Annotated in this window: 20 protein-coding genes; 14 read left to right on the top strand and 6 right to left on the bottom strand. The window is 67.5% G+C overall.

Annotated elements, in window-relative coordinates; genetic code table 11:
- Nucleotide 1: 1 nt before the first annotated feature.
- Genes JOF42_RS14700 through JOF42_RS14680 form a run of 5 tightly spaced genes read left to right on the top strand, consistent with a single transcriptional unit; the run spans nucleotide 2 to nucleotide 7008 of the window.
- Nucleotides 2-1717, top strand: a complete 1716-nt coding sequence (locus JOF42_RS14700; protein WP_210098509.1) for an ABC transporter ATP-binding protein — start codon at nucleotides 2-4, stop codon at nucleotides 1715-1717.
- A 33-nt stretch (nucleotides 1718-1750) separates the two neighbouring features.
- Nucleotides 1751-2920: a glycoside hydrolase family 1 protein gene (locus JOF42_RS14695; RefSeq protein ID WP_210098508.1), complete on the top strand. Its 1170-nt coding sequence runs from the start codon at nucleotides 1751-1753 to the stop codon at nucleotides 2918-2920.
- Nucleotides 2921-2963: 43 nt separating this feature from the next.
- Nucleotides 2964-4505 carry a molybdopterin-dependent oxidoreductase gene (locus JOF42_RS14690; RefSeq protein ID WP_210098507.1) on the top strand — a complete coding sequence of 514 codons (1542 nt, stop codon included), beginning with the start codon at nucleotides 2964-2966 and terminating at the stop codon, nucleotides 4503-4505.
- Nucleotides 4506-4543: 38 nt separating this feature from the next.
- Nucleotides 4544-6121, top strand: a complete 1578-nt coding sequence (metG, locus tag JOF42_RS14685) for a methionine--tRNA ligase (protein ID WP_210098506.1) — start codon at nucleotides 4544-4546, stop codon at nucleotides 6119-6121.
- Nucleotides 6122-6123: 2 nt separating this feature from the next.
- Nucleotides 6124-7008 (top strand): TatD family hydrolase, encoded by an 885-nt coding sequence (locus tag JOF42_RS14680; protein WP_210098505.1) that lies wholly within the window; start codon nucleotides 6124-6126, stop codon nucleotides 7006-7008.
- Here the strand turns inward: JOF42_RS14680 and JOF42_RS14675 are convergent.
- Nucleotides 6990-8267 (bottom strand): MFS transporter, encoded by a 1278-nt coding sequence (locus tag JOF42_RS14675; protein WP_210098504.1) that lies wholly within the window; start codon nucleotides 8265-8267, stop codon nucleotides 6990-6992. The genes JOF42_RS14680 and JOF42_RS14675 overlap by 19 nt on opposite strands.
- A 55-nt stretch (nucleotides 8268-8322) precedes the next feature.
- On the opposite strand from JOF42_RS14675, the gene rsmA reads away from it, so the two are divergent.
- From rsmA to JOF42_RS14640, 7 genes are all read left to right on the top strand, one after another.
- A complete protein-coding gene (rsmA, locus tag JOF42_RS14670) occupies nucleotides 8323-9192 on the top strand; it encodes a 16S rRNA (adenine(1518)-N(6)/adenine(1519)-N(6))-dimethyltransferase RsmA (RefSeq protein WP_210098503.1) in 870 nt (289 codons plus the stop codon).
- A gap of 9 nt (nucleotides 9193-9201) precedes the next feature.
- Nucleotides 9202-10269, top strand: a complete 1068-nt coding sequence (locus JOF42_RS14665; RefSeq protein ID WP_210098502.1) for an aldo/keto reductase — start codon at nucleotides 9202-9204, stop codon at nucleotides 10267-10269.
- 13 nt (nucleotides 10270-10282) lie between these two features.
- Nucleotides 10283-11215, top strand: coding sequence for a 4-(cytidine 5'-diphospho)-2-C-methyl-D-erythritol kinase (locus JOF42_RS14660; RefSeq protein WP_210098501.1), 933 nt, complete (start codon nucleotides 10283-10285; stop codon nucleotides 11213-11215).
- Nucleotides 11216-11306: 91 nt separating this feature from the next.
- Nucleotides 11307-12320: a LacI family DNA-binding transcriptional regulator gene (locus tag JOF42_RS14655; RefSeq protein ID WP_210098500.1), complete on the top strand. Its 1014-nt coding sequence runs from the start codon at nucleotides 11307-11309 to the stop codon at nucleotides 12318-12320.
- A gap of 155 nt (nucleotides 12321-12475) precedes the next feature.
- Nucleotides 12476-13996 (top strand): multiple monosaccharide ABC transporter ATP-binding protein, encoded by a 1521-nt coding sequence (mmsA, locus tag JOF42_RS14650; protein ID WP_245341307.1) that lies wholly within the window; start codon nucleotides 12476-12478, stop codon nucleotides 13994-13996.
- Nucleotides 13993-15351: a multiple monosaccharide ABC transporter permease gene (gene mmsB / locus JOF42_RS14645; RefSeq protein ID WP_210098499.1), complete on the top strand. Its 1359-nt coding sequence runs from the start codon at nucleotides 13993-13995 to the stop codon at nucleotides 15349-15351. The genes mmsA and mmsB overlap by 4 nt, the downstream gene beginning before the upstream one ends.
- A 60-nt stretch (nucleotides 15352-15411) precedes the next feature.
- Complete coding sequence (locus tag JOF42_RS14640) at nucleotides 15412-16533, top strand: substrate-binding domain-containing protein (RefSeq protein WP_210098498.1); 1122 nt, start codon at nucleotides 15412-15414, stop codon at nucleotides 16531-16533.
- Nucleotides 16534-16678: 145 nt separating this feature from the next.
- On the opposite strand, the gene JOF42_RS14635 is transcribed toward JOF42_RS14640, so the two are convergent.
- From JOF42_RS14635 to JOF42_RS14615, 5 genes are all read right to left on the bottom strand, one after another.
- Nucleotides 16679-17605: a polyamine aminopropyltransferase gene (locus JOF42_RS14635; RefSeq protein ID WP_210098497.1), complete on the bottom strand. Its 927-nt coding sequence runs from the start codon at nucleotides 17603-17605 to the stop codon at nucleotides 16679-16681.
- Nucleotides 17606-17690: 85 nt separating this feature from the next.
- Entirely contained in the window at nucleotides 17691-18518 is an 828-nt protein-coding gene (locus JOF42_RS14630) for a hypothetical protein (protein WP_245340817.1), read from the bottom strand.
- A gap of 5 nt (nucleotides 18519-18523) precedes the next feature.
- A complete protein-coding gene (locus JOF42_RS14625) occupies nucleotides 18524-19075 on the bottom strand; it encodes a hypothetical protein (protein ID WP_210098496.1) in 552 nt (183 codons plus the stop codon).
- Entirely contained in the window at nucleotides 19069-19677 is a 609-nt protein-coding gene (locus JOF42_RS14620; RefSeq protein ID WP_210098495.1) for a hypothetical protein, read from the bottom strand. The genes JOF42_RS14625 and JOF42_RS14620 overlap by 7 nt, the downstream gene beginning before the upstream one ends.
- A gap of 186 nt (nucleotides 19678-19863) precedes the next feature.
- Nucleotides 19864-21231 (bottom strand): HNH endonuclease signature motif containing protein, encoded by a 1368-nt coding sequence (locus JOF42_RS14615; protein WP_210098494.1) that lies wholly within the window; start codon nucleotides 21229-21231, stop codon nucleotides 19864-19866.
- Nucleotides 21232-21333: 102 nt separating this feature from the next.
- Here JOF42_RS14615 and JOF42_RS14610 point away from each other — a divergent pair, with 102 nt between their 5' ends.
- Nucleotides 21334-22065, top strand: coding sequence for an alpha/beta fold hydrolase (locus JOF42_RS14610; protein ID WP_210098493.1), 732 nt, complete (start codon nucleotides 21334-21336; stop codon nucleotides 22063-22065).
- Nucleotides 22066-22175: 110 nt separating this feature from the next.
- Nucleotides 22176-23987: an ABC-F family ATP-binding cassette domain-containing protein gene (locus tag JOF42_RS14605; RefSeq protein ID WP_210098492.1), complete on the top strand. Its 1812-nt coding sequence runs from the start codon at nucleotides 22176-22178 to the stop codon at nucleotides 23985-23987.
- The last annotated feature ends 54 nt before the right edge of the window (nucleotides 23988-24041 follow it).

The raw sequence follows: 24041 nt of genomic DNA, 5'->3' as shown, positions 1-24041 counted from the left end.
CATGGAAGCGAACACTCCCACGGACGACGTGCTGCTGGATGTCCAGGGTCTGTCCGTCGAGTACGCGTCGCCGGGCACGAAGCCGGTCACCGCGGTCGAGAACGTCTCGTTCACACTGCGTCGCGGCGAGTTCGTCGGACTCGTCGGCGAGTCGGGCTCGGGCAAGTCGACGCTCGGCTTCGCGCTGACACGACTGCAGAAGCCGCCGGCCCGGATCAGCGGAGGACGGATCCTCTTCGACGGTCACGACATCCGCGAGCTGAACGCCGAGGAGCTGCGCCGCCAGCGTCAGGGCGGGTTCGCGATGGTGCTGCAGTCGGGCATGAACGCGCTGAACCCTGTCCGCACGATCGGCAACCACTTCCAGGACATCTTCGCGGCTCACGGGCACGTCGCCCGCGAGAGTCGGGATGCCAGGGCGCGCGAGCTCGTCGGCAAGGTCGGGCTCGACCCCGTGGTGCTCTCCCGTTACCCGGGCGAGCTCTCGGGCGGTATGCGCCAGCGCGCCTCGATCGCGCTCGCTCTGTCGCTCGAGCCGCAGCTGATGGTGTTCGACGAGCCGACGACCGCTCTCGACGTGCTCGTGCAGCACGCCGTGATGGACACGATCAAGGATCTGCAGCGCTCCGAGCACTTCACCGCGATCCTCATCAGCCACGACCTGGGCATCGTGCTCGAGGCGACCGACCGCGTGATGGTGATGCATGAGGGGCGGATCGTCGAAGACGCGCCGAGCCTCGACATCCTGCACCGTCCGCAGGACGAGTACACCCGGATGCTGTTGAGCCACTACGCCGATCCACGGGCCGAGTCGATCTCGATCCCCGGGTTCGTCGACCTCGGCACCCGGCGCCGCGAGGGACACTCGCGCACCGACCTCACCGAGACCCTTCCCACGGTGTCGCAGCGCGACACCCGACGGGCCGATGCCGCGATCGTGGTCGAGGGGGTGTCGAAGCGCTACCCGGCCCCCCGTCGCGGGGAGAAGCCGGTGACCGCCGTCGACGATGTGTCCTTCCGGCTCGAACCCGGTGAGGCACTGGCTCTCGTCGGGGCCTCCGGATCGGGAAAGTCGACGATCGCGAAGCTCATCACCGGAGTCGAGAAGCCGACCGAGGGCACCGTGCGCTTCGGAGACGTCGACGTCGCGACCCTGAGACGCAAGGGTCTGCGCGACCTGCGCAAGGACGTGCAGATGGTGTTCCAGGACCCGTATGCGGCGCTGAACCCGCTGCACACGGTGGAGTACGCGCTCAGCCGGCCGATCCGCAACTACACGCCGCTCCGAGGCGAGGAGGCGAGGGCCCGCGTGCTCGAACTCCTCGAGACGGTGGGCCTGACGCCCGTGGAGCAGTTCGCTGCCAAGCTGCCGCATCAGCTGTCGGGTGGACAGCGTCAGCGCGTGGTCATCGCCCGGGCGCTCGCGAGCGATCCGCAGGTGCTGATCGCCGACGAGCCCGTGTCGATGCTCGACGTGTCTCTGCGTGCCGGTGTGCTCGCCCTGCTCGAGGATCTGCGCGAGAGGTGGGGCATCAGCATGCTCTACATCACCCACGATCTGCTCAGCGCGCGCCTCGTCACCGAGAACATCCTCGTGCTCAACAGCGGTCGCGTCGTCGAACGCGGCGAGACCTCTCAGGTGCTTCAGCATCCGGAGGACGAGTACACCGTGCAGCTGCTCGACGCCGTGCCGAATCCGGCACGCGCCGAGCGCTGACCGAAGACCCATCGCAAGACGAAAGGAGCACTCGTGCTCACATTCCCTGACGGCTTTCTCTGGGGAGCTGCGACCGCAGCCCATCAGGTGGAGGGGAACAACACGACCAGCAACTGGTGGGCCATGGAGCATGCTCCGGGCTCGCCGATGGTCGAGCCCTCGGGCGACGCCGCCGACCACTTCCACCGGTACCCGGAGGACATGCGTCTGCTGGCTGATGCCGGTCTGAACTCGTACCGCTTCTCGATGGAGTGGGCCCGCATCGAGCCGGAGCGTGGCTTCGTGTCTCGCGCGATGCTGGACCACTACCGCCGCATGATCGACACGGCGCGTGAGAACGGACTCGACCCCACGGTGACGCTGATGCACTTCACGGTGCCGCAGTGGTTCCAGAAGGACGGCTTCTGGCGTGCGGATGACGCGGTCGACCTGTTCTCGCGCTATGTCGAGACAGTGCTCCCGATCCTCGAGGGTGTGACGTACGTCTGCACGATCAACGAACCGAACATCGCGGCGATGCTCGCCGGGGGAGAGGATGCGGCCAACCTCGTCGCGTTCGGGCTGCCGAACCCCGACCTCGCCGTCGCGGACACGCTGCTCGATGCGCACCACCGCGCCTCCGAGATCCTGCACTCCGTCTCGGGAGTGCAGGCCGGATGGACGATCGCGACGCAGGCCTTCCACTCCACGGGCGAGCCCGGGGCCGACGAGATGCTCGCCGAGTACGGCGACCCTCGCGATCACTGGTATCTCGACCAGTCGGCCGGCGACGACTTCGTCGGAGTGCAGGCGTACACGCGCACCTTCATCGGGCCGGAGGGCCCGCGGCCGGTCGCCGACGACGTCGAGACCACCCTCACCGGCTGGGAGTTCTTCCCCGAGGCGCTCGAGATGGGCGTACGCAGCGCCTGGGAGCGCAGCGGCGGCGTGCCCGTGCTCGTGACCGAGAACGGCATCGCGACCGGCGACGACACGCGCCGCATCGCCTACACGCAGGGTGCCCTCGAGGGACTGCACCGCGCGATCTCCGACGGCATCGAGGTGAAGGCGTACCAGCACTGGAGCGCGCTCGACAACTACGAGTGGGCCAGCGGATTCCGTCCGACGTTCGGTCTGATCGGCTTCGACCACGAGACGTTCGAGCGCTCCCCGAAGCCCTCGCTCGCGTGGCTCGGCGAGGTCGCACGTCGTAACGGGCTCTGAGCTGGACGACCCCGGGGCTCTGCCCCGGGGTTACCCTCGGATCATGAGCCATGCAACCCGTACGACGCGCGGTGACAGGCTCCGATCGGCGGCCGCCGGGCTGAGCGCGGCGGTCGTCGCGGTCGGCCTGGCGGAGCTCGTCGCGGCGGTCGTCGAACCGAGCGCGAGTCCGTTCGCCGTGATCGGCAGCGGTCTGATCGACCTCGCCCCGAGCTGGGCGAAGGATGCCGCGATCGCCCTCTTCGGCACCGGTGACAAGGTCGCGCTCATCACCGGCATCGCGATCGTGCTCGTGGGCGTCGCGGCGCTCGCCGGCATCCTCGAGTCCCGCCGGGCGGGGGTGGGCTCCGCCATCCTCGGCGCGCTCGGCGTGCTCGCCCTGGTGGCCGCGATGATCCGCCCCGGCGCGGGGCCTTTCGCCTGGCTGCCCGGTCTCGTCGCCGGCGTCGCGGCGGTGGTCGCGCTGAGGCTCCTCATGCGCACGGTGCATCCGGTTCCGTATCTTCGCGCCGAGCACGAGGAGCGCAGACGCTTCCTGCTGTGGACGGTCGGCGTCGCCGCCACGGGACTCGCGGCACTCGCGATCGGCAACGTCGCTCGCGGCGCGACCAGGTCGATCGAGGCGGTGCGCACGATGCTTCGCCTGCCCGCTCCGATCACCGCCGCCCCGGCGGTACCGGCCGCGGCCGAGCTCGACATCCCCGGACTCGCCTCCGTCGTCACCCCGAACACCGAGTTCTACCGCATCGACACCGCGCTCATCGTGCCGAGGATCGACCCGGCCGACTGGTCGCTGCGCATCCACGGGATGGTCGAGCGCGAGGTCGTGATCACGTGGGACGAGCTGTTGACCCTGCCGATGACGGAGACGCACGTGACACTCGCGTGCGTCTCGAACGAGGTCGGCGGCGATCTGATCGGCAACGCCCGCTGGCTCGGACACCCGATCCGCGAGCTCCTCGCCCGAGCGGGGGTCGATTCGGATGCCGACATGGTGCTCTCCCGGTCGTCCGACGGATTCACCGCCTCGACGCCGATCGAGGCGCTCACCGACGACCGCGACGCCCTGCTCGCCGTGGGGATGAACGGTGACCCGCTGCCGATCGAGCACGGATTCCCGGTGCGCATGGTGGTACCGGGGCTCTACGGGTACGTGTCGGCGACGAAGTGGGTGACCGAACTGCAGGTCACCCGGTTCGATCAGGCATCCGCGTACTGGACCGACCGCGGATGGTCGGAACGCGGGCCCGTCAAGCTGCAGTCGCGAATCGACGTGCCGCGCCCGGGTCAGCGCATCGACGCCGGCGACGCCGTGATCGCCGGAATGGCGTGGCAGCAGCATGTGGGAGTCGACGGGGTCGAGGTGCGGGTCGACGAGGGGCCATGGCGTCGTGCGGAGCTCGCGACCGCGATCTCGGCCGACACATGGGTGCAGTGGCGTCTGCCCTGGACGGCGGAGAGCGGCGCGCACACGATCGAGTGCCGGGCGATCAGCGCCGACGGAGAGACCCAGACGTCCGATCCGGCGGACGTCGTGCCCGACGGCGCCCAGGGCTGGCACCGCATCCAGGTCTCGGTCGCCTGAGCGTAACCACCCCCGTCTTCCCACCTAGAATTGACCCCATGCCCGCAGGCGAATCGTTCTACATCACCACGCCCATCTACTACCCCTCCGATGTGCCTCACATCGGCCACGGGTACACCTCGGTGGCGGTCGACGCGCTCGCGCGCTGGCACCGTCAGGGCGGCGATGACACGTGGATGCTCACGGGCACCGATGAGCACGGCCAGAAGATGCTCCGCGCTGCGGCGGCGAACAACGTCACCCCGCAGGAGTGGGTCGACAAGCTCGTCACCGAGGCGTGGTTCCCGCTGCTGAAGACCCTCGACGTGGCGAACGACGACTTCATCCGCACCACGCAGGAGCGCCACGAGACCAACGTGCAGACGTTCTTCCAGCGGCTCTACGACCGCGGCTACATCTACGCGGGCGAGTACGAGGCGCTGTACTGCGTGGGCTGCGAGGAGTTCAAGCCCGAGTCCGAGATCGTCGACGGCACCGGTCCCTTCGAGGGGCTCAAGGTCTGCGCGATCCACTCGAAGCCGCTCGAGCTGCTGCAGGAGAAGAACTACTTCTTCAAGCTCAGTGAGTTCCAGGACCGCCTGCTCGAGCTCTACAAGACCCAGCCCGATTTCGTGCGCCCCGATTCGGCGCGCAACGAGGTCGTCTCGTTCGTGAGCCAGGGACTGAAAGACCTCTCGATCTCGCGTTCGACGTTCGACTGGGGCATCCCGCTCCCGTGGGACGAGTCGCACGTCATCTACGTGTGGGTCGATGCGCTGCTCAACTACGCCACGGCCGTCGGCTACGGCTCCGACGAGGAGACGTTCGACCGCCGCTGGCCCGCGTACCACGTGGTCGGAAAAGACATCCTGCGTTTCCACGCGGTGATCTGGCCTGCGCTGCTGATGGCCGCAGGCCTCGACGTGCCCCAGGGCGTCTTCGCGCACGGCTGGCTGCTGGTCGGCGGCGAGAAGATGTCGAAGTCGAAGCTCACCGGCATCGCGCCGACCGAGATCACCGACGTCTTCGGCTCCGACGCGTACCGCTTCTACTTCCTGTCGGCGATCGCGTTCGGCCAGGACGGCTCGTTCTCGTGGGAGGACCTCTCGGCCCGCTACCAGGCCGAGCTCGCGAACGGCTTCGGCAACCTGGCCTCGCGCACCATCGCGATGATCGAGAAGTACTTCGAGGGCGTCGTGCCGCCGGCTGCCGCATACACCGAGCGCGACCTCGAGATCCAGAAGATCGTGGCGGATGCGGCATCGAATGCGGATGCCGCCGTCGAGCAGTTCCGCATCGACGAGGCCATCTCGTCGATCTGGACGATCGTCGACGCACTGAACGGATACATCACCGAGAACGAGCCCTGGGCGCTGGCCCGCGACGAGGCTCAGCGCGGTCGCCTCGGCACCGTGCTGTACACGTGCGCCGAGGGCCTGCGCGCCCTCGCCGTGCTGCTCTCGCCGGTGATGCCGCAGTCGACCGAGAAGCTGTGGGTCGCGCTCGGCGCCGCCGAGAGCCTCGGCCGCCTGCAGGACCAGCCGATCCGCGAGGCGGGCGCCTGGGGCGTGCTGCGCCCGGGCACGAGCGTCAACGGTCTCGCGCCGCTCTTCCCGCGCGTGGAGTCCACCGCCTGAGCATGACGTACGTGCAGCAGCGAGACGGCGACGGCCGCAAGGACCTCCGATACCCGGCGGCGCCAGAGCCGCTCGCCGTGCCTGTCTACGACAACCACGCGCACCTCGAGATCCTCGACGGCGATGAGCCGCTGTCGCTGACCGAGCAGCTCGACCGCGCGGCGGCCGTCGGCATCGCGGGCGTCGTGCAGGCCTCGGGCGACATCGAGTCATCCCGCTGGGCGGTCGAGGCCGCGGCATCCGACTCCCGCGTTCTCGCGGCTGTCGCGATCCACCCGAACGACGCGCCCGCGTATGCCGAGCAGGAGCGCCTCGGCGGTGCCGGTCTCAGTGAGGCGATCGCCGTGATCGACGAGCTCGCCGCCCACCCGCGCACCCGCGCGATCGGTGAGACCGGGCTCGACTTCTTCCGCACCGAACCCGAGCGTCGAGCCCCGCAGTTCGAATCGTTCGAGGCGCACATCGCGCTGGCCAAGAAGCACGGCATCGCCATGCAGATCCACGACCGCGACGCGCACGACGCGGTGCTCGAGACGCTGACCCGGGTGGGAGCGCCGGAGAAGACGGTCTTCCACTGCTTCTCGGGCGACGACGCGATGGCCAGGATCTGTGCGGATGCCGGCTACCACCTGTCGTTCGCGGGCAACGTCACGTTCAAGAACGCGCAGAATCTGCGGGATGCCCTGAAGGTGACCCCGCTCGATCGCATCCTCGTCGAGACCGACGCGCCGTTCCTCACACCGACGCCGCTGCGCGGCCGGCCGAACGCCCCCTACCTCGTGCCGATCACGGTGCGGTTCATGGCGGCGGAGCTCGGCCTCGAGGTCGACGAGCTGTCGGCTCAGCTCGCCGCCAACACCCTGCGGGTCTACGGCTCGTTCGACTGAGTCTCGATCGCCTGCGTGTCGGACACCGGCTTCGCCGAGACGATCTGCGAGATCGGCTTCCAGACGAGCAGCAGCGTGAGCGCGGCGCCGACGAACGCGAACCACCAGGGGGCGGTGAGTCCCCAGATCTCGGCGATCACACCGCCGAGCGCCTGGCCGATCACCATGCCGCCGAAGACCCCGACCATGTTGACCGAGGCGACCCTGCCCTGGAGCTCGGCCGGCACCAGACGCTGTCGCACCGTGGTCGAGATCGTTCCCCAGACGAACGCGTAGGCGCCGAACACGAACATGATCACGAGCGCCACCCACCCGGCGGTCGTGAGGGCGAAGGCCAGGTGCATCAGCACCTCGAGCGACAGCACCACCCGCATGAGCGTCGCGAACGATACGTGGCGTTCGAGCCACCCGAAGCACAGGGTGGCGAGCAGGCCGCCCGCGGCGGATGCCGTCGTCAGCGCGCCGTACCCGACGGCGCCCATGTTCAGGTGCTCCGTGGCGTAGAGCACGAGCACGCCCCAGGGGGCCGCCCACGTCACGTTGAAGACCAGGATGATGAGCACGAGCATCCGCACCGGCGGGTTCTGCCACAGCCAGCGGAGCCCCTCGCCGATGTCGGTGTGCACATGCGACCTCTCGCCCGCGCCCGCCGACCGCGGAGGCACGGGAGTGCGCGCCATGCGCGAGATCAGCACGACCGCGAGCAGGACGCAGAGGATCTCGAGCAGGAACGGCCAGGCCGATCCCGCGGCGAAGAGGAAGGCCCCGAGCGGAGGACCGGCGAACTGGTTCGCGACGAGGTAGCCGGCCTGCAGACGGGCGTTGCCGATGCCGAGGTCGGCGGGCTTCACGAGCATCGGCAGCAGAGTGCTGCCCGCCGTGTCGACGAACACCTCGGCGGTGCCGTAGAGGAAGGCCGTGGCGAGCACGATCCAGATGTTCGCGGTGCCGGTGAGGAGGAACGCGCAGAGACCCGCGAGCACGACCGCACGCGCCGCGTTGGCGACGATGACGAGTCGGCGACGGTCGAACCGATCGGCGATCGCCCCCGCATGCAGACCGAAGAGCAGCCAGGGGAGGAACTGCAGGATGGCACCGGCCGCGACGAGGATCGGCGACGACGTCATCGACGCGATGAGCAGGGGAGCGGCCGCGAGCGCGACACCGTCTCCGACGTTGCTCGTCCACGATGACGCGAGCAGCCAGCGGAAATCCCTGCCCATGCGCCGTGGTGCGATCAGTTCACCGAGGGAGGGCATCACAGAAGACTACTGGCCGGTTCGGACACTGATGGCGGTGGGGGACAATGGAGCAATGACAGTCACCCTGCTCGGCGCCACCGAGATCCGCCGGCTCGCCGCCGAGCTCGATGTCACCCCCACCAAGAAGCTCGGACAGAACTTCGTCGTCGACGCGAACACCGTGCGCAAGATCGTGCACGCGGCGCGTGTGCAGCCGGGGGAGCGGGTCGTCGAGGTCGGACCGGGGCTCGGCTCGCTGACCCTCGCGATCCTCGAGGCCGGAGCATCCGTCACCGCCGTGGAGATCGATCACCGGCTCGCCGCCCGTCTGCCGCAGACCGCGGTCGAGCACGGGGTGCCGGCCGAGATGCTCACCGTCGTCGACGCCGACGCGCTGCGCATCACCGAGCTGCCGGGCGAACCCACCGTCCTCGTGGCAAACCTGCCCTACAACGTCTCGGTCCCCGTGCTGCTGCACTTCCTCGAGAACTTCTCGTACCTCGAGCGCGGTGTCGTGATGGTGCAGGCCGAGGTCGCCGAGCGCCTCGCCGCGAAGCCCGGCTCCAAGATCTACGGCTCTCCGAGCGTCAAGGCCGCCTGGTACGGCGAGTGGAGGCTCTCCGGCACGGTGTCGCGCCAGGTCTTCTGGCCTGTCCCGAACGTCGACAGCCTGCTCGTCGGCTTCGACCGGTCGGAGGGAGAGCGCGGCTCGGAGGAGGAGCGTCGACGCACGTTCCAGATCGTGGATGCCGCCTTCAACCAGCGGCGCAAGATGCTGCGTCAGGCGCTGTCGGGCATGTTCGGCAGCTCTGCCGCGGCGTCCGAGGTGCTGCTCGCTGCCGGGGTCGCTCCGACGGCCCGTGGCGAGGACCTCACGGTCGAGGACTACCAGCGTGTTGCGCAGGAGGTCGCTCGGATCGAAGACGCGGTCGTCACCGACTAACCTGGCACCGTGACCGACTCTCCTCGCTTCCGTCCGAACATCCCCGAGCTGCACCGCCCGTATGCGGCCGACGAGAGCCGCTACGAGCAGTTCGAGTATCGCCAGGTGGGCACCTCAGGGCTCTTCCTGCCGCCGATCTCGCTCGGGCTGTGGTGGAACTTCGGCGACAACATCCCGCTCGACAACCAGCGCGAGCTGCTGCGTCACGCGTTCGACCGCGGCATCACGCACTTCGACCTGGCGAACAACTACGGTCCGCCGTACGGCTCGGCCGAGAAGAACTTCGGGCGGATCTTCGCCGAGGACTTCCGCCCCTACCGCGACGAGCTGATCATCTCGTCGAAGGCCGGCTGGGACATGTGGCCCGGTCCCTACGGAGACTTCGCGAGCCGCAAGTACATCCTCGCGAGCGCCGAGCAGTCGCTGACCCGCATGGGTCTCGACTACGTCGACATCTTCTATTCGCACCGCGCCGACCCCGTGACCCCGGTCGCCGAGACGGTCGCCGCGCTCGACACGCTCGTGCGCCAGGGCAAGGCCCTCTACGTCGGCATCTCGTCGTACAGCGCCGAGCGCACGGCCGAGGCCGTCGCTGTGGCCACCGAGCTCGGCACGCCGCTGGTGATCCACCAGCCCGCGTACTCGATCCTCAACCGCTGGGTCGAAGACGGGCTCACCGAGACGCTCGAGCAGGCGGGGGTGGGCGCGATCGCGTTCACGCCGCTCGCGCAGGGCCTGCTCACCGACAAGTACCTCGGAGACGGCACCGCATCGCGCGCACAGAAGCGCGGCTCGCTGCCGGAGGCGCCACTGTCGGATGCCGCGGTCGAGACGCTCCGGTCACTGAACGAGATCGCGAAGGAGCGCGGACAGTCGCTCGCGCAGCTGGCGATCCAGTGGACGCTGCGAAACCCCGTGGTGGCCTCTGCGCTGGTCGGCGCCTCGCGCCCCGCGCAGCTCGACGAGAACATCGCCGCGGTCGACGGCCCGGCCTTCACGGCCGACCAGCTCACCCGCATCGATGAGGCCGCAGGCTCCATCGACGTCGACCTGTGGGCGTCGTCGACGGAGCTGTGACGGGAACACCCAGATGAGCTTCGCCGCCCCCGCCGATTCCGTGCACGTCCGCGCGCCCGGGAAGATCAACGTCTATCTCGGCGTGGGCGGCCGTCACGACGACGGGTATCACGCGCTCGCGACCGTCTTCCAGGCGGTGTCGCTGTACGAGGACGTCATCGCGCGGCATGCCGACGACTTCTCGATCACGGTGTCGGGCGTCGACGACCTCGACTCCGTACCGCTGGACGACCGGAACCTCGCCATGCGGGCGGCGAAGCTGCTCGCGTCGGCTGCCGGCTACGAGGGCGGGGTCGCGCTCGAGATCCGCAAGAGCGTGCCGGTCGCCGGGGGCATGGGCGGAGGCTCGGCGGATGCCGCTGCGGCCCTCGTCGCGTGCGATGCGCTGTGGGGTACCGGCTTCTCGACCGCACGGCTGCACGAGCTCGGTGCCCGTCTCGGCGCTGACGTGCCGTTCGCACTTCACGGCGGCACGGCGGTGGGGACCGGCAGGGGAGACCAGCTGAACCCGGCGCTCGCTCGCGGCCGCTTCGACTGGGTGCTCGTCCCGAGCGATGAGGGGCTCTCGACGCCGGTGGTCTATGCCCGGCTCGACGCCCTGCGCGACGACGAGGGCGCTCTCGCCGACGATCCGCCCCTCTCCCTGGAAGTGCCGGCGCCCGTGCTCCAGGCGCTGCGTTCGGGAGACCCTGATCTGCTGGCCGAGAGCATCTACAACGATCTGCAGGAGGCCGCTCTGTACGAGCGCCCTGAACTGGAGACGACCATCCTGCGCGGCATCCACGCCGGAGCGCTGCAGGGGATCGTGTCGGGCTCCGGTCCCACGGTCGCTCTGCTGTGCGCGAGCCCCGAGGGCGCCCAGGAGGTGCAGTCGCTGCTGCGCGAGCACGGCCTCGAGTCTCTTCACGTGCACGGCCCGGTGCAGGGCGCGCGCATCATCTCCTGAGCGGTCGCGGCACCGGCTCGACGTGCGCTCGGTGCGCCTGGCGTACATAATGTAGAGACGATGTGACCGTGCACATACGAGGAGGTCTGTGATGTCGACCGCCTCTGAGCGCGCGCGGATGCCGAGCATCCGCGACGTCGCCCGTCTCGCAGGCGTCTCGCATCAGACGGTCTCGCGCGTGCTGAACGACCACCCCAGCATCCGCCCCGAGACCAAGGCCAAGGTCCTCGACGCGATCGCGGTGCTCGACTATCGGCCCAACCTCGCGGCCAGGGCGCTGGTGACGAGCAAGTCGAACATGCTCGGCATCCTGGCGGCGACCGTGGGTGAGTTCGGTCCCACCTCGTCGATCGTCGGCATCGAGGACGCCGCCCGCGAGGAGGGCTATTCGGTCTCGACGCTGAATCTCTCGGCGACGACTCCGGAGGCCATCGGCAATGCGCTGCGTCAGCTGGCCCGCGAGCAGGTCGACGGCATCGTCGTGCTGGCCCCGCAGGTGCGGGCGTTCCACGTGCTGCGCGGGATGGCGGTCGAGATCCCGTTCGTCTCGCTGCAGACGGCATCCGGCTCCGACGGGGTGAGCCTGTCCGCCGACCAGGTCGCCGGTGCGCGCACGGCCACCGAGCACCTGATCGGTCTCGGGCACAGCGACATCATCCACATCGCCGGTCCGCAGGACTGGATCGAGGCGGAGTCTCGCATGCGCGGGTACCTGGATGCTCTGCGCGAGGCCGACCTGCCGACCTTCCCGCCCATCCGGGGAGACTGGACGGCGGACTTCGGCTACTTCGCGGGGCAGGAGCTGTCTCGTCGCCGCGACTTCACCGCGGTGTTCGTCGCGAACGACCAGATGGCGATCGGTCTGCTGCACGGGTTCCGCGACGCCGGCATCCGCGTGCCGGAGGATGTGAGCGTCGTCGGGTTCGACGACATCCCGGTCGCCGCCCACGTCGCGCCGACCCTGAGCACGGTGCATCAGGACTTCCCCGAGCTGGGTCGCAGGGCCGTGCGCCTGCTCCTCGCGCAGATCAGAGGAGAGCGGGTGCCCGAGTTCGGGCCGCTGCAGACCACCCTGCGCACCAGGGAATCGTCCGCACCTCGATAGAGCCACAATTTGGCTCGTGGTCTTGACACCGACTCAGCGAGCGTAGACTATGTAATCCAATGTGAACGGTCACATCGAAGGTGACCGCCCGTCGCGAGGAAGATCTTGTGAGCACCACAGCAACGTTGCCGGTCGTGTCAGGCCCCATCCTGGAGATGCGCAGCATCACCAAGGAGTTCCCGGGTGTCAAAGCGCTGTCCGACGTGTCCATCACCGTCCGCGCAGGAGAGATCCACGCGATCTGCGGGGAGAACGGCGCGGGGAAGTCGACCCTGATGAAGGTCCTCTCCGGCGTCTACCCCTACGGCACGTACGAGGGGGAGATCCTGCTCTACGGCGAGGAGCAGCGCTACCGCGACATCGCGGCCAGCGAGCAGGCCGGGATCGCGATCATCCACCAGGAGCTCGCGCTGATCCCCGAGCTCTCGATCACCGAGAACATCTTCCTCGGCAACGAGATCCGCAGCTTCGGCCGTATCGACTGGCGCGCGCAGCGTCAGCGCACCGTCGAGCTGCTGGCCCGCGTCGGTCTGCGCGAAGACCCCGATGTGGCGATCAAGACCCTCGGTGTCGGCAAGCAGCAGCTGATCGAGATCGCGAAGGCGCTCAACAAGGACGTCAAGCTGCTGATCCTCGACGAGCCGACCGCGGCGCTGAACGAGAACGACTCGCAGCACCTGCTCGACCTGATCCTGGGGCTCAAGGCCAAGGGGATCGCGTCGATCATGATCAGCCACAAGCTCAACGAGATCGAGCAGATCGCCGACGAGATCACGATCATCCGCGACGGCCGTACGGTCGAGACGCTCGACATCTCGCGCGGCGAGATCAACGAGGACCGCATCATCCGCGGCATGGTCGGCCGGTCGCTCGAGAGTCGCTACCCCGACCGCACCCCTGAGATCGGCGAAGTGTTCTTCGAGGTCAAGGACTGGTGGGTGCAGCACCCCACGGTCTCCGAGCGCATGGTCGTCAAGGGCTCGAACCTCAACGTGCGCCGAGGCGAGGTCGTCGGCATCGCCGGGCTCATGGGCGCCGGTCGCACCGAGTTCATGATGAGCCTCTTCGGCCGTTCCTACGGCACCTTCCTGGGCGGACAGGTCTTCAAGGACGGACAGGAGATCTCGATGCCCGACGTCTCCTCCGCGATCAAGCACGGACTCGCGTACGTCAGCGAGGACCGCAAGGTGCTCGGGCTCAACCTGCTCGACACGATCAAGCGCTCGGTCGTGGCGGCGAAGCTGTCGAAGATCTCGCGCCGAGGCGTCGTCGATGAGCGGCAGGAGTTCGTGGTCGCGGAGCAGTACCGCAAGGCGCTGCGCATCAAGACGCCGAGCGTCGAAGAGGGAGTCGGCAAGCTCTCGGGCGGAAACCAGCAGAAGGTCGTGCTGGCGCGGTGGATGTTCACCGATCCCGATCTGCTGATCCTCGACGAACCCACCCGTGGCATCGACGTCGGAGCGAAGTACGAGATCTACGCGATCATCAACGAGCTCGCCTCCCAGGGCAAGGGCGTCATCGTGATCTCCAGCGAGCTGCCCGAGCTCCTCGGCATCTCCGACCGCATCTACACCGTCTTCGAAGGTCGGGTCACCGACTGCATCCCGGCCGACCAGGCGACACCCGAGGCCCTCATGCGCAGCATGACCTCCGCGAACCAGAAAGCATCAGCATGACCACCGACCTCACGACAACGAAGCGTGGCTTCCACTTCGGCGACATCCGCAAGATGTTCGGAAGCAACGGCACCTCGTCGCTGCGCCAGTTCGGCATCCTGGGCAGCCTCATCGTCATCATCGTCCTCTTCGAGATCCTGACGCTGCTGCGCAACGGTCCGAACGGGGCCACGCTGACGTCGGGCAACCTGATCAACGTCATCAACCAGTACTCGTTCATCCTGATCCTCGCGATCGGCATGGTGATGGTGATCATCATGGGACACATCGACCTCTCCGTCGGTTCGGTGGCCGCGTTCACCGGCATCATCGTCGCGAAGTCGATGGCCGAATGGAACCTCCCCTGGCCGCTCGCGATCGTGCTGGGTCTCGGTGTCGGCGCCCTGGTGGGTGCATGGCAGGGGTTCTGGGTCGCGTACGTCGGGGTCCCCGCGTTCATCGTGACGCTGGCCGGAATGCTCTTCTTCCGCGGCGCTCAGCAGTGGATCGGTGACGCGCAGACGATCCCGGTGCCCAAGGGATTCCAGATCATCGGCACGGGCTACCTGCCGGAGGTGGGGCTTCCCCTCCCGTTCAACGTCCCGACGATGATCCTCGCGCTCGTCGCGGTGGCATGGCTGATCTTCTGGGAGATCCGCACCCGTCGCGTGCAGCACAAGATGGGCTCCGACAGCGCACCCGTGTGGGTCAGCGTCGTCAAGGTCGTGCTGCTCTCCGTGGTCGTCCTCGTGGCCGCATGGATGTTCGCGACCGGACGCCCCGGCACGAGCTTCCCGGTTCCGGGTCTGATCCTGCTCGCGCTCGTCATCATCTACTCGTTCCTCACGCGCAACACCGTGTTCGGTCGTCACATCTACGCCGTCGGTGGCAACCGCCAGGCCGCGCGCCTGTCGGGTGTCAAGGACCGCTGGGTCGACTTCTTCGTCATGATGAACATGTCGATGATGGCCGCTCTCGCGGGCATGATCTTCGTGGCCCGCTCGCAGGCGTCCGGCCCGAACGACGGCACCGGCTGGGAGCTGGATGCCATCGCCTCGGTGTTCATCGGTGGCGCCGCCGTCGCCGGTGGTATCGGTACCGTGATCGGATCGATCATCGGTGGTCTCGTCATGGCCTTCCTCAACAACGGCCTCGCACTGCTCGGACAGGGCGCCGACGTCGTCTCGATGATCAAGGGCCTCGTGCTCCTGCTCGCGGTCGGCATCGACGTCTGGAACAAGCAGCAGGGCCGTCCGTCGCTCATCGGATTCATGACCCGTCGCTCGGGTCGCAAGAGTGACCCGGAGGCCACCGCGACCTTCGAACCCAACAGGACTTACCAAGCCCCACCCGTCGACAAGACACGGGCCGAGTAAGCGGACTCTGCGCGCAGTGCTCGCACGCAGTATCCGTCACATCACACAGAAAGAGATCACATGAAGAAGATCATCGTCACAGCGACAGCGCTCGTCGCGACGGCTGCCTTCGCGCTCACCGGCTGCTCGGCCGAGCGTGGCGGCGGAACCGACACGGGATCCGGCGACGAGGCCGCGGCAGGCTTCGCAGCCGACTCCTCGATCGGCGTCGCTCTTCCCGACAAGACCAGTGAGAACTGGGTCCTTGCCGGACAGCTGTTCACCGACGGACTGGAGAAGGCCGGCTTCAAGGCTGACGTCCAGTACGCTCCCGCGAGCAACACCGTCGCCGAGCAGCAGAACCAGATCCAGGCCATGGTCCAGAACGGTGCCAAGGTCATCATCATCGGCGCGAAGGACGGCAAGCAGCTGGCCACGCAGGTGCAGGCGGCCAAGGACGCCGGCGCATACGTGATCGCGTACGACCGCCTCATCGAGAACACCGAGGCCGTCGACTACTACGTCGCTTTCGACAACTTCAAGGTCGGTCAGCTGCAGGGCCAGGCTCTGCTCGACGGCCTCGCCGAGCGTGCGGGTCACGAGGCTCCGTACAACATCGAGCTCTTCTCGGGCTCGCCCGATGACGCCAACTCGAAGGTCTTCTTCGACGGCGCCATGGACGTGCTGAAGCCGAAGATCGACGACGGCACCCTGAAGGTCGTCTCCGGTCAGACCGAGATCGCGCAGACCGCGACCGAGGGATGGCTTCCCGAGAACGCGCAGAACCGCATGGACACGATCCTCACCTCGTCGTACAGCGGTGACACCGTGATCGACGGCGTTCTGTCCCCGAACGACACCCTTGCTCGCGCCATCATCACCTCGGTGCAGCAGGCCGGCAAGCCGGTTCCGGTCGTCACGGGTCAGGACTCCGAGGTCGAGTCGGTGAAGTCGATCATGGAGGGCATCCAGTACTCCACGATCAACAAGGACACCGCGCTGCTCGTCGAGCAGTCGATCAAGATGGTCGGCCAGCTCCAGAAGGGCGACGAGGTCGACGTCAACGACACCGAGTCGTACGACAACGGTGCCAAGGTCGTTCCGGCCTACCTGCTCGACCCGATCATCGTCACCAAGGAGAACGCAGCCGAGGCTTACGCCAACGTGCCGAGCCTCCTCGAGATCGTGAAGTCGTACCAGTAAGCGATTCCGCTCGAACAGCGACGAGCCGTCCGGACCTTCGGGTCCGGGCGGCTCTTCGCTGAGTCGGGTCGACTGCCACACCGCGCGCGGGTGAGCCGCTGGCGGGAAGCGAACGTGCTGTCGGAAGATCTCCGCACGCGGTGCGCTACCCCCAGATCGGGTCGTCGGGGTCGGGAGAGTCTGTGCCGTCGGCGTCGGTCATGATGCGCGCTTCAGCGATCCACGACGTCAGAGGGGCGTCGTGGAGGACATGAGGTCGCGGTGTGTCGAGGAGAACGGAGGCCCTCACGTGGTCCAGCGGCTCATCGCTCGCGAAAATGACGACGTTGCCGAGCGGCCCTTCCGTATCTTCCGGCTCTGCGTCGAGCACGACAGCGACGTGATCGAACACGGTGCTCAGGGTGGCGGCCTGTCGTCGTGAGTATTCGAACGGATGCCCGTCGAGCAGGTTCACGGCGACCACGCCCGCTGCTGCGGAGCGCGCGGCGACCCGGCGGTAGAACTCCTGGCTGGCCACACGATGCCGGATGACGGCGGCATCCCAGAGATCGACGACGGTGAAGAACGCATCCACCCAATCGGTGTCGGTTGCGGTGGGACCACTCGCTGCGTCGTCGAGTCCGGGGAACGGAGATGACTGCACCGGCGATGGCTTCTCATTCGGGAGCGCCGCGTCTGCGACCGTCCGAGCGTCGCCGAAGATGACTCGTACGTCGGAGCCGGGAGGCAATGGCAGCGCGTCGATGACGGCGGCGTAGAGCGCGGGTTCGAACTCCACCACCAACTGAGGTGATCCGGCGCGCGTCGCCTGGACGTAGCGTGCCAGCGTGAGTGCTCCGGCCCCCAGATGCACCGTGAACAGCGGCGCATCAGGCTCGGCGGCGGCATCCATTGCGCGGGCGATGTGTTGGGTGTAGCTGTACTCGAGGGCGGTGGGTTCGGTGATCGAGACGACGGACTGCGCAATTCCATCCACGCTGAGCTCGAAGCGACCGAGTCGCCTTCTCGACTGCACGAGCTTTGCCTTGCGGTTGGCTAGTGAGAGCGAGAACACCCGGCGACTCCATGGCACCTGTCTAGTTTAAGCCGGAGGGGATCGGTCGGCGGCTGCCTCTCGAGGAGCTCCTTCTTGTTGGCGTGCTGCTGTGGTGCGTTCTTCAGCAGCCGACGCCGGTGGGTTTCTCGAGACAGGTATGTGCGACAAGGGCGGTGTGCGCCTCGAAGATCCGGATCTCCTGGTCGGGTCCGTCGGTCGTGAGTTGTCCGTCGACATGCATCCAGCCGCCGCCGAGATCGATCTCGGCGGCGTAGCGGACATCGACCTCGGCCATGTACACACCCGTCTCCTCGTAGACGTGGCTCGTGGGAGTCGGGGTGAACTGGGCCTGGTCGAGTGCCGCCCAGGTCTGCCCGGGACGGGTCACCGTCGCTGTGTCGCCATCGCCATAGGTGTAGTCGTAGCCCGCGGGGGTGAAACGAACCTGCAGCGGGATGCCGAAGAGCACGCCGCTCTGTATCTGAGTTGTCGCGCCGGCGACGAAGTTCGTCGGCATCCCGGCGATCCCGACGTTGCCCGGTTCGGATGCCGCACGAACGGGCGCGGGGGTGAACCTCGCCAGGTCGGTGATCGTGATCGTCGGCGTGCCCGGCGTCGGGGGAGTGGTCGCCTCGGGAGCGGGTCGGCCCGGTTGCGGTGCGCACCGAGTGGTTCCCGCGTCGTCCATACAGGCCGCGAGTTCCAGCGCTCGCTTGCTCGGTCCGGCGGGTGTCGTCGACGTGTCGGGGCCGCCGTCGCCTCGTGGTGCGTTCGTCTTGGGTTTGGCGCCGGGCTGTTGTTGCGTGCCGGAGACGGTCAGGGTCGAGCCGTTGGTCGATCCGCAAAGGCCCATCTTCTCGACGGCACCGGCACAGTCGGAAGCCGCCCCTGCCGCGGCGACGGGCGATGCCAGCACCAAAGCGAGCACCAATGCGCCGCCAGTTGCCATCTTCCTTAGCACGAGCCCTCATCTGCGGAACTCTCACGGGTGATCATCAGATGCTCGCTGTCTCCGGCGAACTGGACGACCTGTGAGACGACGTCGCCACGATCCGGTGGAGTGACATCTAACCCGGTTCTGCTTATGACTCGCAGCTTTGACACATCGATACACACGTAGCCGGTTACTTCCGCGATGGGATCGTCAACGCTTGCTTCTCGCCCGACGAACGACATAATGGTTGCCTCGCCGCTAGCGTGAAATCCCCACTCGCGAAGCAAACCCTGTCCCTCAATGTCGCCTTCGAGCGCCACCCCTTCAAGGAAGCTCTGCGGATCTGGCTCTTGCTCGCCCCGAATTCGCGCATTGCCCGCATCGTTGTAAGCCCGGTACACCTCCTCCGCAGCCGCGAACGCCTCCTCCTCGCTGGCGAATGCCGGCGTCGGCGAGGGGGCCGGCGCAGGTTCGGGTGCGCATCCGACGAGCTGCGCCGTTCCGAGCACCATCAGCGTGGACACTACGTACGCACCGACTGCGAGGTTCTTTCTACCGCGCACGCTCAGCACCCGCAGTTCGTGAGGTCGGGGCAGGAGGCGCAGCTTGCGGCCTGCTCTCGCTTGGCGCGGTCAGCGGCCGGATCTGCAGGAACCCCGGGCGACGGGGCGATCGGCGTGTGCTTCGGTTCTGAGGTACGGCATCGCGAGGCGGGTTCCAGCATCTGACTGTCGAGGAGCACCTCGCCATGGACCGATATGAACCCCAGATACGCGACAAGGAAGTCCGGCGAGTCCTCCGGGAACTCCGATTCACCGTAGCGATCGACCATCGTGAGGTCGGACAAGTCGAGGCAGGCCATGGCCTCGACGCTCAGATCTGGATGCACCGCCACGACCTGGAAGTACTGCACAACCATGTCGCCGTCGATGACATGCTCCTGGTCGTGCCGGGCCTGCCATGATTGCGAAAGGCTCGCATACAGCCTCTCACTCGTGAACTTTGACGCAGGCACGAACGTCTCAGGGTCCGCGAAGTCGATTGCATTCGAGGCATCGATGTAAGACCGGTATACCTCTTCGGCGGTGGCGGATTCCCGCTCTTCACCGGGGCGAGCGCTGCGTGCCGGAGCATCAGTCGTGGCCGGCGCGCAGCCGACGAAAATGCTGGTCATGAGGAAGATGCCGAGAAGAGACGCGAACCGTGAGCGCGTGGAACGGAGAGGTAAACGAGGAGGAGTCACCGCGCCACCGTAATGAAACCACTGCGTGCCGCGTCGGCGTTATCCACAGTTCCACACGTCCACGCGCGCAGGTGCGGAGGCACGCCTCGATCGTCTTACAGGCGCGCACCCTGACCGTCAGAACGGCGCGCGCACGGCATCCGACTCGGTGAAGGTGACCGTGTTCGGTGCAGGGGGAGTGTCTCTGTAGGTGCGGCCGGTCGGGCTCGTCCATTCGATGACTCCGCCGGGCTTCTGTTCGACGTGCCAGGGGGAGTTGTGCTTCAGAACGTGGTGCCGCCGACAGAACGAGGCGAGGTTCGTCTCGCAGGTCGCGCCGCCCGCGGAGGCCGCGTGATTGTGATCGAGGTCGCACTTGCGTGCCGCTATCCCGCATCCGGGAAAGCGACAACGCTGGTCTCTCGCTCGAAGATGTCGGCGGAGGTGCGTGCCGGGTCTGTATCGGTCGACCGCGAGCACCCGCCCGCTGATCGGATGCGTCATCACCCGGTCCCACCCCGTCGCCGAACCCGCGAGTCTGCGTGCCGTGTCGGTGTCGATGGGGATCCGTCCGTCGAGCTCGGCCGGCGGACTGACGAACCCGTCGCCCGGTGCCTGCTCGTGCGACCCCTGACCTTGCGGAGCCGCATCCGCGTCATCCGCCATCAGGGTCGTCACCGGCACAGTCACCTCGATACGTGCCGTGATCTCGGAGAGCAGCCCGTCTTCGGTGTCGTGTCCGCTCGGCGCACCGCTGAGCACCAGGTCGGTGAGCAGATCGACGCGGATCTCGTCGACCGTGCGATCGTCGGTGTCGAACTCCCGCCCGTCTCGCTTCGCCTCCCGCTTCGCGCGAAGATTCTCTTCGCGCAGCGCGTGCGCCATCTGCGAGAGGCGGTCGAACATGCCGTGGATCAGGGCCGCGGGGGCGTGCGCGTGCAGCGCGGCCATCCCGTCTTCGCCGTCGGTCACCCAGACGCGCCGCTGAGCGCGTGCCTTGCGGTGCCTCTCCGTTACGGTCGTGGCAGCGAATCTCTCTGCGACCCGACGAGCCAGCGCACGCAGCCGGTTGGGTGACTCCGTCTCGGCCAGGGGCAGCATGATCGCCGCGTACGCCTCACGAGCAACGGGCGATTCGATGTGCGAGCCTGCATCGACGATGACTCGAGAGTGCGCGGCGCCAATGCGACCCTGCCCCTGTGCCTCCCAGACGGTCGGGAAGAGGTCGACCAGCATCCCCGCCGCTGCCATCCGTCGCTCGATGGTGCGATCGCTGACGTGCTGCACCGTGGCGATCTCGGCGGCGATGGTGCGGATCGAGTGGTCGCCACGGTCGGGATGGTCGCCCTGTTTCGCGATGTCGATCGCCAGCCGTGCCGCGATCGCGAGAAGACCGTCGCGAGCAGCCAACATGCTGCTCACCGTCGCCTCCGCGATCTCTAGCGACGTCACCAGATCGGCGAGTGTCGCCATCTGGGAGTCCGTCGCGTCGAGCAGTGCTGTCATGCCATAAGTAGATCAGCACCCACCGACATTCGAACGAAGATTCGAGTTATTCCGATGCAGACATGGTAACGAATCGATAACGGCTCGTGGCACACTGACGGGATGCTCCTCCATGCGATCGATGCACCGGCCGACGCCGTCTCGGGTGCAGACGCGACCACCGTGGTCCTGCTCCACGGAATGATGGGATCATCCGAGAGCTGGTGGCGTGTGATCCCCCGTCTCACAGCTCGGGGATACCGCGTGCTCGCACTCGACCTGCCTGGTCACGGCCTGTCGCCGCGAGACCCCGACCTCACCATCGAGCAGGCCGCGGCCTCCGTCGTCGAGACCGTGCAGAAACTCGCGAGCAGGCATCCGGTCGCAGCCATCGGACACTCCTATGGCGCGAGCGTCCTCGCAGCGGCGGCCGGCGAGCTCCGCCCGGAGGTCGCCGTCTACGTCGACGCGTCGCTCAGGCTGGTCGGAGGTCACGACCGCGCGCGCCTCGCCGCGCAGTACGACGACGACCGACATGCCCGATCGTCGGCGGAGAGCCTGCGCGCCTCCCGGCCCTACTACTCCGACACGGACGCCGCGGTCGAGGCACGCGCCGCGTCGCGGTTCGACCCGGCGACGATGGCATCCGTCTCGTGCGGAGCCGATCATGTGTGGCTTCCGGATGCGGGCTCGATCGTCGTCCGTGCAGACCCGAGCACGTGGGTGAGTGACGCCGATGCAGAGCGGTTCGAGCGGCACGGCATCGACGTGCGGAGCATCTCCGGCGCCGCGCACACGGTCTGGTACAGCCATTTCGACGAGTTCCTCGCGTCGGTCCCCGAACTCTTCGGCTGACGCGACGACTCGTCGGCTGACGCGACCGGTGTTCGGCTGACGCGACAGGTGCGGGTGCAGCCTCCGCCTGACCGAGCCGTACAGCCTGCCCGACTACCCTGGGATGCAACATGGCACATCTTCTCGGGGCAGAAGCCCTTCACCTCGAATATCCGACGAGGGTCGTCTTCGACTCCGTGACCCTCGGCATCGAAGAAGGTGACCGCATCGGCATCGTCGGCCGCAACGGCGACGGAAAGTCGAGCCTGCTGGGCATGCTGGCCGGCATCAAGGAGCCGAACTCCGGTCGGGTGACCGTGCGCGGCGGCACGACCATCGGCGTCCTCGATCAGGCGGACACGCTCAGCGACGACCTCACCATCAGCGCCGCGGTCGTCGGCGACACCCCTGAATACGAGTGGGCCGGCGATCCCCGCATCCGCGACGTGATCGAGGGACTGCTGAAGGATCTGCCGTGGGATGCGGAGATCGGCTCCCTCAGTGGTGGTCAGCGCCGTCGCGTCTCGCTCGCCAAGCTGCTCACAGGGGACTGGGACGTCATCGCCCTCGACGAGCCCACCAACCACCTCGACGTCGAGGCCATCACCTGGCTCGCCGGACACCTCAAGAAGCGGTGGAGCGCGAACTCCGGCGCACTCATGGTCGTGACCCACGACCGGTGGTTCCTCGACGAGATCTGCACCGAGACCTGGGAGGTGCACGACCGCATCGTCGAGCCCTTCGAGGGTGGCTACGCGGCGTACATCCTGCAGCGCGTCGAGCGCGACCGGATGGCGGCCGCCACCGAGGCCAAGCGTCAGAACCTCGCCAAGAAGGAGCTCGCCTGGCTCCGACGAGGCGCCCCGGCCCGAACCGCGAAGCCGAAGTTCCGTATCGACGCGGCCAACGAGCTCATCGCCGACGTGCCGGAGATCCGCGACAAGATCTCGCTGCAGTCTCTCGCCGTCTCGCGCCTCGGCAAGGACGTCGTCGACCTGCTCGACGTCGGAGTGACGTACCCCACCGCCGACGGCGGCACGCGAGAGGTGCTCCGTGACGTCGAGTGGCGCATCGCGCCGGGGGAGCGCACCGGAATCCTCGGCGTCAACGGTGCCGGCAAGTCGACGCTGCTCGGGCTCATCTCGGGCACGGTCGAGCCCACCGTCGGCCGCGTGAAGCGCGGCACGACCGTGAAGGTCAAGACCCTCACCCAGCGCCTCGACGAACTCGAGGACGTGCGGCGCGAGCCGGTGCGCGTCGTGATCTCGCGGTTGCGCACCTCCTACACGATGGGCGCAGGATCCAAGGCGCAGGAGCTCACCCCCGGGCAGCTGCTCGAGCGCCTGGGCTTCGACTCCGCGCAGCTCTCCACCCCGGTGAAGGACCTCTCCGGTGGGCAGCAGCGTCGCCTCCAGCTGCTGCTCGTGCTCCTCGACCAGCCCAACGTGCTGATCCTCGACGAGCCGACCAACGATCTCGACACCGACATGCTCGCGGCGATCGAGGACCTGCTCGACTCGTGGTCGGGAACCCTGCTGGTCGTCAGCCACGACCGGTACTTCCTCGAGCGCGTGACGGATCAGCAGTTCGCGATCCTCGACGGGCACCTGCGGCACCTCCCCGGAGGGGTCGACGAGTATCTGCGTCTGCGCCAGCTGCAGACCTCGGCGCCGGGCAAGTCGCAGACCGCCGTCAACACCGAGAAGAAGGCCCCCAGTCTCGACGGTGCCGCCCTGCGCGCCGCGCAGAAGGAGGTCGCGTCGCTGGAGCGTCGCATTCAGAAGCTCACGCAGCAGGTCGACAAGGCGAAGACCGCTCTCGCGGATCATGACCAGTCGGACTTCGCCGGCCTCGGCGAGAAGATGAAGTCGATCAGTGACCAGCAGGCCGAGATCGAGGAGCTCGAACTCCGCTGGTTCGAGCTGACCGAGGAACTCGACTGACCTGACCCTCGCCATCCGGCCCCCGTGGGAATACGGTGGCAGTGCGATGCGCTG

The sequence above is a fragment of the Microbacterium phyllosphaerae genome (assembly GCF_017876435.1).
Classification (GTDB): Bacteria; Actinomycetota; Actinomycetes; order Actinomycetales; family Microbacteriaceae; genus Microbacterium; species Microbacterium phyllosphaerae.
Note: the sequence above shows the minus strand (reverse complement) of the source record. Positions and strands in the feature narration are given on the sequence as shown.

What these genes read in the sequence shown, in the direction of transcription:
- JOF42_RS14700 (WP_210098509.1), top strand. Translation starts at nt 2, where the DNA reads ATGGAAGCGAACACTCCCACGGACGACGTGCTGCTGGATGTCCAGGGT.
- JOF42_RS14690 (WP_210098507.1), top strand. Translation starts at nt 2,964, where the DNA reads ATGAGCCATGCAACCCGTACGACGCGCGGTGACAGGCTCCGATCGGCG.
- metG (WP_210098506.1), top strand. Translation starts at nt 4,544, where the DNA reads ATGCCCGCAGGCGAATCGTTCTACATCACCACGCCCATCTACTACCCC.
- JOF42_RS14680 (WP_210098505.1), top strand. Translation starts at nt 6,124, where the DNA reads ATGACGTACGTGCAGCAGCGAGACGGCGACGGCCGCAAGGACCTCCGA.
- JOF42_RS14675 (WP_210098504.1), bottom strand. Translation starts at nt 8,267, where the DNA reads ATGCCCTCCCTCGGTGAACTGATCGCACCACGGCGCATGGGCAGGGAT.
- rsmA (WP_210098503.1), top strand. Translation starts at nt 8,323, where the DNA reads ATGACAGTCACCCTGCTCGGCGCCACCGAGATCCGCCGGCTCGCCGCC.
- JOF42_RS14660 (WP_210098501.1), top strand. Translation starts at nt 10,283, where the DNA reads ATGAGCTTCGCCGCCCCCGCCGATTCCGTGCACGTCCGCGCGCCCGGG.
- JOF42_RS14655 (WP_210098500.1), top strand. Translation starts at nt 11,307, where the DNA reads ATGTCGACCGCCTCTGAGCGCGCGCGGATGCCGAGCATCCGCGACGTC.
- mmsA (WP_245341307.1), top strand. Translation starts at nt 12,476, where the DNA reads ATGCGCAGCATCACCAAGGAGTTCCCGGGTGTCAAAGCGCTGTCCGAC.
- mmsB (WP_210098499.1), top strand. Translation starts at nt 13,993, where the DNA reads ATGACCACCGACCTCACGACAACGAAGCGTGGCTTCCACTTCGGCGAC.
- JOF42_RS14640 (WP_210098498.1), top strand. Translation starts at nt 15,412, where the DNA reads ATGAAGAAGATCATCGTCACAGCGACAGCGCTCGTCGCGACGGCTGCC.
- JOF42_RS14630 (WP_245340817.1), bottom strand. Translation starts at nt 18,518, where the DNA reads ATGGCAACTGGCGGCGCATTGGTGCTCGCTTTGGTGCTGGCATCGCCC.
- JOF42_RS14620 (WP_210098495.1), bottom strand. Translation starts at nt 19,677, where the DNA reads ATGACCAGCATTTTCGTCGGCTGCGCGCCGGCCACGACTGATGCTCCG.
- JOF42_RS14615 (WP_210098494.1), bottom strand. Translation starts at nt 21,231, where the DNA reads ATGACAGCACTGCTCGACGCGACGGACTCCCAGATGGCGACACTCGCC.
- JOF42_RS14610 (WP_210098493.1), top strand. Translation starts at nt 21,334, where the DNA reads ATGCTCCTCCATGCGATCGATGCACCGGCCGACGCCGTCTCGGGTGCA.
- JOF42_RS14605 (WP_210098492.1), top strand. Translation starts at nt 22,176, where the DNA reads ATGGCACATCTTCTCGGGGCAGAAGCCCTTCACCTCGAATATCCGACG.